The organism is Petrachloros mirabilis (genome assembly GCF_975968855.1).
In genome coordinates, this window is record NZ_CDLUDY010000233.1 from 1 (window position 1) to 11,026 (window position 11,026).

At 54.0% G+C, this 11,026-nt stretch carries 13 protein-coding genes and 1 tRNA gene; 10 read left to right on the plus strand and 4 right to left on the minus strand.

What is annotated here, in order from left to right:
* Positions 1–135: 135 nt before the first annotated feature.
* The 3 genes from ACWVCN_RS09585 to ACWVCN_RS09595 all read right to left on the minus strand — a co-directional run bounded on the left by ACWVCN_RS09585 (position 136) and on the right by ACWVCN_RS09595 (position 1,567).
* On the minus strand, positions 136–633 hold the full coding sequence (locus ACWVCN_RS09585; RefSeq protein WP_455245384.1) for a bifunctional nuclease family protein: 498 nt from the start codon (positions 631–633) through the stop codon (positions 136–138).
* A gap of 27 nt (positions 634–660) precedes the next feature.
* Positions 661–1,116: a bifunctional nuclease family protein gene (locus ACWVCN_RS09590; protein WP_455245386.1), complete on the minus strand. Its 456-nt coding sequence runs from the start codon at positions 1,114–1,116 to the stop codon at positions 661–663.
* A gap of 169 nt (positions 1,117–1,285) precedes the next feature.
* Positions 1,286–1,567 (minus strand): Fe(2+)-trafficking protein, encoded by a 282-nt coding sequence (locus ACWVCN_RS09595; protein ID WP_455245388.1) that lies wholly within the window; start codon positions 1,565–1,567, stop codon positions 1,286–1,288.
* Positions 1,568–1,710: 143 nt separating this feature from the next.
* Here ACWVCN_RS09595 and ACWVCN_RS09600 point away from each other — a divergent pair.
* The 3 genes from ACWVCN_RS09600 (at position 1,711) to ACWVCN_RS09610 (ending at position 3,158) form a co-directional block, all read left to right on the plus strand.
* Positions 1,711–1,797: transfer RNA gene (locus ACWVCN_RS09600), tRNA-Leu, on the plus strand.
* 215 nt (positions 1,798–2,012) lie between these two features.
* Positions 2,013–2,771, plus strand: coding sequence for a hypothetical protein (locus tag ACWVCN_RS09605; protein ID WP_455245389.1), 759 nt, complete (start codon positions 2,013–2,015; stop codon positions 2,769–2,771).
* 129 nt (positions 2,772–2,900) lie between these two features.
* The gene (locus ACWVCN_RS09610; protein ID WP_455245390.1) at positions 2,901–3,158 is read left to right on the plus strand and encodes a sulfurtransferase TusA family protein; all 258 of its coding nucleotides are present in this window, start codon (positions 2,901–2,903) and stop codon (positions 3,156–3,158) included.
* On the opposite strand, the gene rsmI is transcribed toward ACWVCN_RS09610, so the two are convergent.
* Complete coding sequence (gene rsmI / locus ACWVCN_RS09615; RefSeq protein ID WP_455245391.1) at positions 3,133–3,933, minus strand: 16S rRNA (cytidine(1402)-2'-O)-methyltransferase; 801 nt, start codon at positions 3,931–3,933, stop codon at positions 3,133–3,135. The genes ACWVCN_RS09610 and rsmI overlap by 26 nt on opposite strands.
* A gap of 61 nt (positions 3,934–3,994) precedes the next feature.
* Between rsmI and ACWVCN_RS09620 the strand changes: the two genes are divergently transcribed.
* The 7 genes from ACWVCN_RS09620 to ACWVCN_RS09650 form a co-directional block, all read left to right on the plus strand.
* Positions 3,995–4,798 carry a cytochrome C assembly family protein gene (locus ACWVCN_RS09620; protein ID WP_455245392.1) on the plus strand — a complete coding sequence of 268 codons (804 nt, stop codon included), beginning with the start codon at positions 3,995–3,997 and terminating at the stop codon, positions 4,796–4,798.
* A gap of 1 nt (position 4,799) precedes the next feature.
* On the plus strand, positions 4,800–6,143 hold the full coding sequence (gene hemA / locus ACWVCN_RS09625) for a glutamyl-tRNA reductase (protein WP_455245394.1): 1,344 nt from the start codon (positions 4,800–4,802) through the stop codon (positions 6,141–6,143).
* Positions 6,144–6,184: 41 nt separating this feature from the next.
* Positions 6,185–7,135, plus strand: coding sequence for a hydroxymethylbilane synthase (hemC, locus tag ACWVCN_RS09630; protein ID WP_455245395.1), 951 nt, complete (start codon positions 6,185–6,187; stop codon positions 7,133–7,135).
* Complete coding sequence (gene cobA, locus ACWVCN_RS09635) at positions 7,132–8,691, plus strand: uroporphyrinogen-III C-methyltransferase (protein ID WP_455245396.1); 1,560 nt, start codon at positions 7,132–7,134, stop codon at positions 8,689–8,691. Before hemC ends, cobA begins: the two co-directional genes overlap by 4 nt.
* Positions 8,692–8,742: 51 nt before the next feature.
* Positions 8,743–9,135, plus strand: a complete 393-nt coding sequence (locus tag ACWVCN_RS09640) for a CBS domain-containing protein (RefSeq protein ID WP_455245398.1) — start codon at positions 8,743–8,745, stop codon at positions 9,133–9,135.
* A gap of 5 nt (positions 9,136–9,140) precedes the next feature.
* Entirely contained in the window at positions 9,141–10,112 is a 972-nt protein-coding gene (gene hemB, locus ACWVCN_RS09645) for a porphobilinogen synthase (RefSeq protein WP_455245399.1), read from the plus strand.
* Between the two features lie 14 nt (positions 10,113–10,126).
* A partial coding sequence (locus ACWVCN_RS09650; protein WP_455245401.1) for a bifunctional riboflavin kinase/FAD synthetase occupies positions 10,127–11,026 on the plus strand: 900 nt, incomplete at its 3' end.

Consider the following 11,026-nt stretch of genomic DNA (forward strand, 5'->3'; position numbering starts at 1 on the left):
CTGCGACTTTGGCCGCCAGGCGCCCCAGCGTCTTCCCTTCGGCATCCACCAGGTACCACTTTTCATTCACGTCAGCGGGTTTTTGTAGGTAGGTCGTCATCGTGTTCTTCTCCTGCTCCTTCACGTCCGGGCAATTCAGGATTCCCGTACTTCTTGTGCGTTTATTCCTTTGCTGTCCTGTTTGGCCAGCCAGTTGTCAAGGTTCGACGTACTGCGTCGGGTCAGCACGTCCGGCGTGACGTAGATCGGTGAATGTGTCCGCAACGCCAACGAAATGGCATCACTTGGCCGGGCATCAACCGTGCGTTCGACGCCCTGATTCTCGAGGTGGACCCTCGCGTAATACGTGCTGTTCTTTACGTCGTAGATAACGACGTGTCGGACGGTGACACCCAAATGCTCGATGAAGCTTTTGATCAGGTCGTGACTCATAGGGCGCGGTGTCATCGTGGTATCGAGACCCAATTTGATTGCGTGACCTTCTGCCGCTCCCACCCAGATCGGGAAGGTGTCTGGCTCGCCGTCTCGACGGGTCAACACGACGATCCTCGTGTCCGTATTGGTTTCGTCGAGCACGCGATCCACGGTGTACTCGATCAGTGTACGGTCATTTTCAGAAAGCGATCGTTCCATGACATCACCTGAGCATATGCGTGCGGCTTACGAGTCCAGTTTGCCGAAATCCTCTGGCTTGAGATTTTCCAGCCAGCGTTCGAGTTCTTCGGAGCTTTGTTTGTTCAATACGGATTCATTTGCAAACACCGGGGCATTGGAACGCAATGCCAGAGCAATAGCGTCACTCGGGCGCGCATCGACGGTGTATTCGGAATCTCCGTACATGAGATGGATCTTGGCGTAATAGGTGTTCTCGTTGAGGTCGGTGATCACTGCACTGAGGATTTTCGCGTCATAAGCGTCAAGAATCGACTTCATGAAATCGTGGGTCATCGGGCGCGGGGGGGCAACGTTTTCTAACGCCATGCTGATGGCCCCGGCTTCCGTTCTGCCGACCCAGATCGGGAGCATCTCCGCTCCTTCCTCATCGCGCAATACGACGATGTAGGCGTTATTGTAAGGATCGAACATCAACCCTTTCAAATGCATCTGGGTGATCACGGCGAAATCATCTCCCTCAGCAGGCCGGAAAAATATGCCGCTAGAAAAGTAACTGTGCAATGTATCATTTTTAAAAAAGACCTGTCAACGAAGGTCGCGAGATCTCTGGGGAAATTCCAGTCAGTAAAATCCGCAGGAGATGTGCAACAGGCTCAATGGTGTGGTCGATTTATGTTTGCGGCCGATAGTTTTCGTCGATCTTGGAAGTGTCCGCCTGTTCATCACCGATTTTCAGGAAGGCTTTCATCTGTTTCTTCACGAGTTCTCGTCCGCTTTCATCTCCCAGATTGACTTGATATTCATTAATCACCATGACACGCATGGATTCCCATTTCTTCCAGCAGGGTTTACAGACCTTCGACTTGATTTCAGCCTCGAGCTTTCCCATAAACAAGTTGTCAGTGATCGGTTCTCCCGCTTGCCCGCAAGTTACGCATTGCACTTCGGCCATGGTGTCAGGTTCCTCCCTGTGAGATAGAAACGTAAGCGTTGGTGCAATACTAACATTCAAAAATGCGGAAAGAAAAGAGGGAGGTCCGATTGACCCTTAGATCGCTTCATGTTAGAAGTGCCCCCCTTGTTTGGGTGACAGGCGCCCGGATGGCGGAACTGGCAGACGCGCCGGACTCAAAATCCGGTTCTCGCAAGAGAGTGGGAGTTCGACCCTCCCTCCGGGCACCACAAGACCGCAAGATGTTGTGGGAATAGCTGAATCTGATGCTCTTAATTTCATCTGATTAGTTGACAAATTATCCCCCTTGACATGTCTACTGCAGTAGCCTATAGTCCACCGCCTAGCACGATGAAAATACAACGCTTTCATAGTTCAGGTAGTAATCGTACATCTTTGTTGTTCGTCATTTACTTTATCTTCTAACTCACCAAGGAGGCAGCACATGCGTAACGTGTTGGCACTAGGAGCGGCGGTCCTACTTGTCGGCTCCGTCGGTGTGGCGGGAGCCCAGGAGCGCCTGCAAACCAATCAATCCGGTATGGGTGTGGGTACTGGAGTCGGCGACGTCTCCGGTTCGAGCACGCGCGTCACCACCTTCGATCGGACGAACTTCCTCGATCGTTTGGACCAGCCGGAAACTGTTTATGGCCGCGTCTTCGCGATCGATTTTGCCCAGAATAGGTTGTTGATTGAAACGGGCGGGGTGGGGAATGTCAACGACCAGGCCCAGGAAGGTAAAGTAGGCTACGGGGCGCGAACCGTCGTTCCTCTATACATGAATGACCGCTCCAACATCCAGGAAATCAAGAATCTCAACGTCGGTGACGAAGTGACCTTCCAAGTGCGGGAAGAAACCACGAAAGATCAGCCGTTCGGCACCGGAAAGAAGATGATCCTGGATGCCTATTTGGTCCACACTACGGCTACCAAGCAGGGCTTTGGTGGACTCGGACAGCGTCCTGATCCGAACGGTGAACGGGCGATCAACATCAATCGTGGCGGTTACACTGGTGGCGTTGCCGGCGGTGTGCTTCCTGGGACGGTGACGGAAGGGACCGTGACGACGAGCGTCGGTGAATTCACCGGTGCCGCTCCCTGCTGGAACTGCGAGCCGCAGCCAGGGTGGGGCTATGGTGATAAGAACAAGTCAGATTATGGAGCCGATGCCAACAAGCCCAATTTGGTGAAGGGGCTCCACTAAACAAAAGCGAGAAGCTTTGAGGAAAGGGGCAGCTGAAAAGCTGCCCCTTTTTCTTTTGTCCTGACGATGCAACGCCAAGGCGATAGTCGATGGATTTAACGGGTTCCGGTCGGACGTTTAGGGATTTGAATGGGTGATCAGAATCAGACAGCAAAGCCCGATGCTGAATTAGATTTGCGCGGTGTCATCTGTCCTTATAATTTTGTGAAAACCAAACTGAAATTGGAGTCGATGGAGGAGGGACAAATCCTCTCAGTGATTCTCGATGGAGGTGAGCCGATACGCAACGTTCCTCAAAGTGTGAGCAACGAAGGGCATACTGTGTTATTCCAGGAGCCGGTCGGCCAATGTTTCCGGGTTGTTATTCAGCGGCGAAAGGACGACTAGTTCCGTATCGCCCCTTCCTACTCCTGTTTCTTCCTCCTGTACGCACTGTATCCACTACGACAGTGATTTCATCCTTATGGGTAAAAGTCCGCACAATTTCCATCAGTTCCGCGGGCCTTCCCTGAAAAATCCCTTCGGTTTCCATTGTCATGTTTACCGCTAACGTGATGTGTCGATCCGGCAATGTTCGAATGAGGCTGCCCATCACGCGAGGCAGGACAACATGGTCGGTATAGAAGACGACCGTGTAAGTTGCGTTGCGAAACCTGTTGAAGAATTCATCAAGGCGATACCTGGTGCGGGGCAGTTTCCCCTCGAAAAAAAACCGGTCCCCCGTGCCACCCGAGAGCGCAATGGCTGCTGTCAATGCAGACGGTCCCGGAACGATTTTCACAGGATAGCCGGCCAGTTGTACAGCGCGGATTAAGAGCCGGCCGGGGTCGTAGATGACGGGAAGTCCGTTGTCTGACAAGAGGGCGATGTCATGTCCTTGTTTTAAATGATGCACCAACACCGGAATCTTCTCTTCCGCATTGCGAGGGTCATAACCCGTAATTCTCGTCCGGATTTCATGATGCGCCAAGAGTGCCTGAGCATTGAGGGGTGTCTCTGCAACGACGATTGGGACTGTTTTCAAGATCGAGACAGCACGGAATGACACGTCTTCCGGAGAACCGAGAGAATTTCCTACGATGAATAGTGTGCCTCTTCGTTGATGTGTGCCTGACTGACCGGGGAGGCCCATGAACATTTGTTGACTCTTTCGTCGGCCCATCGATATAATTCTCCGTTTACGACCTATCGAAATGTCCTGAAAATTTCAGGGGATAGACCTCATGGCCGCCGTGTTTTTTATGGTCACAATGGCACTCTACTTTGCTGCCACTGTGTCTTTTCTCGCCTTGCTTGTCAGACGTGCAGAGGCCCTCTCAACGGTTTCGCTAACCATTACGGCCGTCGGGTTCGTCTCCCACACCATCGCGCTGGTGGCGCGAATGTTGGAGGCTACGGGTGCCTTGACTCCCAGCTTTCACGAGGCCTTATCCTTTTTTTCCTGGATGTTGATTCTGGTGTTTCTTGCCGTCGAGTTCCGCCATCGCCTTCATGTTTTGGGATCGTTTATCGTACCATTGGCGTTGGTTTCCCTCGTGTCTGCGGCAGCACTGCCTCAAACGGTTCCCACCCTCCAGCCGATGTTTCGAACCCTCTGGATCCATGTGACGCTCAGTATGCTGGGAACCGTGGGCTTCGCCGTCGCGTTTGTCGCAGGTGTCATGTATCTGATCCAGGAAGGACTTCTCAAGTCCAAACGATTCAATGTGCTGTACTCCAAATTGCCCGCTTTGGATTTTCTCGATGAGTTGAATCAACGTTCGATCATATTGGGCTTCCCCCTCTTGACCCTTGGAATCATTACCGGGGCCATTTCCGCAGAGTTTGCGCAGGGGACCTATGTGAGCTGGAATCCTGAACAAACGTGGGCCGTTGTGACCTGGTTATTTTACTTTGTGGTGCTGGTCGGGCGATTGACCGTTGGTTGGAGAGCGAAGCGTGCGGCCTATTTGACCATCATCGGTTTCGCTTGCGTGATTCTCACACTGATTGGTGTAGCGGTGAAAAGCTTCGGGACGGTGTCGTGATATGCATATCGTCGTGGTTGGCCTCAGCCATAAAACCGCGCCGGTAGAAATCCGAGAGAAACTGGCGGTTCCGGAGAGTCGTCTGGGAGAGGCCTTGGCCAGGCTCTGTTCGTATCCCGGAGTCAAGGAAGGGATACTGCTTTCCACGTGCAATCGCGTGGAAGTCTACGCGGTGGTGGAAGATTTGGAACTGGGCTATAGCCGTATTCAGGAGTTTCTTGCCGATGCCCACATGTCATTGTCGTCGGAGCAATTAACCCCACATCTCTATTGGCAGACTGGTGATCGCGCAGTTACACATCTGTTTCGTGTCGCATCCAGTCTCGATTCCATGATTGTGGGGGAGTCTCAAATCCTCGGGCAGTTGAAAGAGGCGTTTGAGACGGCCTTGACCCACAAGTCAACCGGTTTGATTCTCAACAAAGTCGTCAAAAAAGCCATTTCGGTGGCGAAACGGGTACGGACTGAGACGAAGATCGCAGAAACGGCGGTGTCGGTCAGCTATGCGGCCGTTGAACTCGCGAAGAAGATCTTTTCCGATCTTCGGGACAAGACCGTGCTGTTGATTGGCGCAGGCGAGATGGCCAAATTGGCTGCGCGGCATTTCATTGCAAACGGTGTTCGCCACGTGCGAGTGACGACGAGGACGCCGCAACATGCGCTCGACCTGGCTAATCGGTTCAATGGGACGGCCGTGCCCTTCGAACAGTTTCGAGAGGAAATGGCGACGGCTGACGTCGTCCTGGTTTCGACCGGTGCAGCCCATTACATTGTGAACAGCGATGATGTCTTACGGGCGGTGAGACAACGGATGAATCGCCCGATGTTTTTAATCGATATCTCTGTTCCGCGCAACATTGATCCTTCGGTCAGGCATATCGACAATGCCTTTCTGTTCGACATCGATGACCTGAAGTTCCGTGTCGAGCAGAACCGTGGGGAACGATTGCAGGAAGCGGAGAAGGCTGAGCGCATGGTTGTGGACGAGGTTTCGATAGTTCGACAGTGGATGCAGTCCCTTGAGGTGACTCCCACCATCGTTGCCCTCAAGAGCAAGGCTGAAGATATCAAACGAAACGAGGTGGAAAAGGCCATGGGCCGCTTAGCGCATCTTTCCCCGCAAGAACGGGCTTTGGTTGAAGGAATGGCCTCTTCGATCGTGAATAAACTGATTCACAATACGATGGTCACGCTCAAGGCCGAAGTAACCTCTGCGGAAGGGGCGGCCTTTGTCGAAGCTGCGCGGCGGTTCTTCAATTTGAGTGAGGCGAGACCAATTCTTCAGAGCGAAGAGGTCGAGATCGAAGGCGCCAGCGAGAGAAGGGGAATGAACAATCCTGGATGACGTTTCCAGGAGTTTCCAGGCGCCGGGGCTGAACAGAAGTCATGATTTTATCAAAGCAGGAGCGGTCAACGTTAGTGCTGGGGACCCGTGGCAGCAAGCTGGCTGTACACCAAAGCGAATGGGTACAGGAACAATTGCGGCGGCTCGCACCTCAGGTCACTGTCACGGTGAAGCGTATCCAGACGTCCGGGGACAAGATACTCGATGTCCCGCTGGCCAAGATCGGCGGCAAGGGGTTGTTTGTGAAGGAGATTGAGGAGGCGCTGCTCTCCGGGGACATCGATCTGGCCGTGCATAGTATGAAGGATGTTCCAACGGCATTACCGAATGGGTTGGAGTTACTGTGTATTCCGTTTCGGGAAGACCCTCGGGATGCGTTGATAAGTCGGGACGGTAAGCGATTCATGGATCTTCCTCAGGGTGCAAAGATTGGGACCAGCAGTCTTCGCCGGCAAGCGCAATTACTGCAAGCCAGGCCCGATCTGGTTGTCGGCATGTTGCGGGGAAATCTTGATACCAGGTTGAAGAAACTGCGGGAGGGACAATTCGATGCGATCGTCCTTGCTGCGGCCGGACTTCGTCGGTTGGGATGGGAACAGGAGATTACGGAATACCTCGATCCGGCGATCAGCCTGCCCGCGATCGGACAGGGAGCACTGGGGATCGAAGGACGAAGCGACGATTCATTTGTTCGTTCTCTCCTTGGCGGACTGGAACACAGCCAAACGCGAACGCTGGTAACGGCCGAGCGTGCCCTGCTCCATCGGCTGCAAGGGGGCTGCCAAGTTCCGATTGCTGCCCATGCAACCTTGGCAGGTGCGGACGTCAGGCTTGAAGGTGTGGTTGCGAGCGTCGATGGTAAGGAAATTATCCGCGATATGGTTTGTGGATCGGCGAAGGATCCGGAAACTCTCGGCGTTCAACTGGCGGAACGATTGCTTTCTCGCGGAGCCGACAAGATTCTGCAGGCGATCTATGGGACAGCGCCATGAGCATGAAGCAAAGAGGCAAAGTTTACTTGGTCGGCGCCGGACCCGGGGATCCGGGCCTCCTGACGGTGAAAGGGAAGGAATGCCTTCAGCAAGCCGATGTCGTTCTCTACGATTACCTGGCGAATCCGGCTTTGTTGAGCTATGCGCCGGAACTAGCGGAGCGGATCTATGTCGGTCGGCGGGGCCGCGGACAATATCAGGATCAGGCAGAGATCAATCGATTACTTATTGATCGGGCCAGGGACGGGCAGGTGGTGGTTCGGTTAAAGGGAGGAGATCCGTTCGTTTTTGGCCGCGGAGGAGAAGAGGCGGAGGCGGTTGCTTCAGCCGGTGTTCCATTTGAAGTAGTGCCCGGTGTCACTGCTGCTGTTGCGGTTCCCGCCTATGCGGGAATACCCGTAACGCATCGCACATTGGCGTCAAGCGTGACGATCGTCACCGGCCATGAAGATCCTGGTAAAGGGGCAACGGTCATCGATTGGCCGAAACTTGCCATTACGTCCGGCACATTGGTCTTTATGATGGGGATGAAAACGCTTCCTGCGATCGTGGAACGGTTGCTGAAGGAAGGAAGGCCCGCTGAAACTCCGGTTGCAGCAGTCCGCTGGGGAACCAAGGCAGAGCAACGAACAGTAGTTGGGACGCTCTCCGATATCGTCATGAAGGCCGGGCAGGCTCAGCTGGAGCCGCCGACGGTTATCGTGGTTGGAGAGGTGGTGAAGTTGAGGGAACAGTTGAATTGGTTTGAGCGACGGCCGCTCTTCGGGAAACGGATTGTTCTAACCAGGGCTCAGGCGCAAGCGAGGGAATTCTCTCAGATCCTGGCAGCCTACGGTGCGGATCCGATTGAGGTGCCGACGATTCGAATTGTGCCGCCCGAAGACTGGAAACTTATTGACGAGGCGATTGCCGAAATTGAGCAGTATTCTTGGCTCATTTTTACCAGTGTGAACGGAGTTACGCCCTTCATGGATCGACTCCAGGTCGCGAAGAAGGACACACGTGCTCTGGCCAAACTGCAGATTTGTGCGATCGGGCCTCGCACGGCGGCTGAATTGGCCAAGTATGGTATCCGTCCAGATCTCGTTCCATCAGAGTATCAAGCCGAAGGATTGCTGGCCTCTTTCGCTTCATGTGATCTGCGCGGAATGAGAGTTCTGATCCCAAGGGCCGAAGTTGCACGGGAGATTCTGCCGGACCAGTTGCGCGGGATGGGGGCAAAGGTGGACGTGATTCCCGTCTATCGCACGGTCGCACCGGCTTCCGATTTGAATCGCCTTCGGGAGGAAATTGACAACGGGAGGGTGGATGTCGTGACATTCACCAGTTCTTCTACGGTAAGGAATTTTGTCGAGATGGTCGGAGGCGCAGAGGTGGCGCGTCGCTTGGCAGCAAAGTCAGCCGTCGCCTGTATCGGCCCTATTACGGCGAAAACGGCGACCGACTACGGGTTGCCGGTGGCCATAGTGGCTGAAGAGAACACTGTACCGGCATTGACAAAGGCCATCGTCAGATATTACGGAAAGGACGCAAGGGTTGCAGCAACGGCGCAATGAGCAGTGAATGTGTCGTAGGAATTAACGAGATCAGCAACAGGGAGGTAGTTCATGGTTCCGGTGAAATCTTTCATGGTACCAAAAGAAAAACTTGTGACTGTGGAGCGGGATACAGATGCCCAAACCGCAGGGCGGATTATGCGGGATCGCGGCATCGGAAGTCTGTTCGTGACGAACGGCAAAGATATCATCGGTATTCTGACGGACACCGATATGGTTCGGCGAGTTGTTGCGGCGGGAGCCGATACGCACAAGACGACGGTCGAACAAATCATGTCAGCTCCCATTATGACAATCGAGGAAAGCAAGACTCTCCTGGATGCGAACGATCTGATGGCACAAACGCACCTGCGGCATCTGGGAGTGACGCGAGAGGGGAAGCTGGTGGGGATGATTTCGGTCCGTGATCTTGTCGTATTCTTAACGAATTTGCCGAGAAAGTAGGCAGTATGGCCTTCCCGATTCAACGGTTGCGGCGATTAAGAGAGAAGGAAGCGTTTCGTCGAATGATCCGCGAAACAGCGCTTTCGCCTTCCGATCTGATTTACCCGATTTTTGTCGCTGAAGGGAGAGATCGCCGAGATGCGATCGACACGATGCCCGGCCAATATCGGTTATCGATTGATCTGCTTGTGAAGGAAGCGGGGGAAGTGGCGAGCCTCGGAATTCCTGCCATCATCTTATTTGGGATTCCGGATCAGAAGGATGAGAGAGGTAGTTCGGGATTCGATCCCGATGGGATCGTACAACGCGCTATTCGTGCTGTGAAGGACAAGGTGCCAGCTCTCATGGTTATCACGGATGTCTGCATCGACGAATACACCAACCACGGCCATTGCGGGATCGTAAAGGACGGTCGAATCCTGAACGACGAGACACTGGAATGCTTACGGGCGATGGCCCGGACCCATGCGGAAGCCGGTGCCGATATGGTCGCTCCTTCGGACATGATGGACGGAAGAGTGGCAGCGATTCGACAGGAGCTCGATCGGGCCGGATATCAGGAATTGCCGATCATGGCCTACTCGGCCAAGTTTGCCTCCTGTTTCTATGCCCCGTTTCGCGATGCAGCCGGATCGGCCCCTCAGTTCGGAGATCGACAGTCCTATCAAATGGATCCGGCCAATGGGCGTGAAGCTCTCCGCGAGATTGCGCTCGATGTCAACGAAGGCGCCGATATTGTGATGGTGAAACCGGCCTTACCCTACCTCGATATCATTGCGGCGGCTCGACGTCGGACCTTGTTGCCAATCGCTGCCTATCAGGTGAGTGGTGAGTACAGCATGATCAAAGCCGCCGGGAAGGCCGGTTGGCTTGATGAATCGCGCGCGGTGCTGGAATCTCTCTTGGCTATCAAAAGAGCCGGCGCCGATCTTATCCTGACCTACTTTGCCAAAGACGCCGCGCGTCTTCTCCACTGACGATGAAATTCACCGTGACGCGGGGGCTCTCCGCCGTCCGCCCCCGACCCTATCCAGTCGCCACAATCGGCAACTTTGATGGACACCATCTGGGCCATCAAGCGTTACTTGAGACGGTCGTCAAAGCTGCTCGATCGTCGAATGGGACGGCGATTGTGCTCACCTTTGATCCACATCCTGTTAAAGTGTTGGCACCACACGTTGATTTGCGGTTTCTGACGAGTCAGGAGGACAAGCTGGCACGCTTTGAGGCTGCCGGGATTGACGATGTCATCTTCCTTGAGTTTACCGAGTCCTTGGCAGCTATGAGTCCCCAGGAGTTTGTAGAGGACATCTTGTATCGCTCGTTGAAGGTCAAAGATATTTTCGTCGGCCAACATTTCGCCTTTGGAAAGGGCCGCACAGGAAGAATTCAGGATCTTGAGGATTTCGGGAAAGTGTACGGGTTTACGGTGCATCCGTTTCAACCGGTGTTGTTTAACGGAGAAGTGGTCAGTTCGACGCGCATCAGGAATCTCATTCAATCCGGGAGGGTGCGGGAGGCTGCAGCGCTGCTAGGTCGTCCCTACGGCATTCGTGGAACCGTTGTTCAGGGAAGACAGCAAGGGCAATCGCTTGGCTGGCCAACGGCGAATATTCCGATCCCGCCGGATCGTGTGATTCCTGCGGATGGAGTTTATGCGGCGAGAGCGACCTGTGAGGAGATTCGGTATGATGCGATTGTCTATATTGGAACGAGACCGACCTTCGGCGCCGGTGAACGGTTGATTGAGGTCAATCTGTTAGATCAGGAGCGTGATCTGTACGGGCGGGATCTTTTTGTTCAATTCTTCGAGCGGTTGCGAGGCGATCACACATTCGCATCGCCGGATGAACTATCGGCTCAAATTGCACGTGACATCGAACAGGCGAAG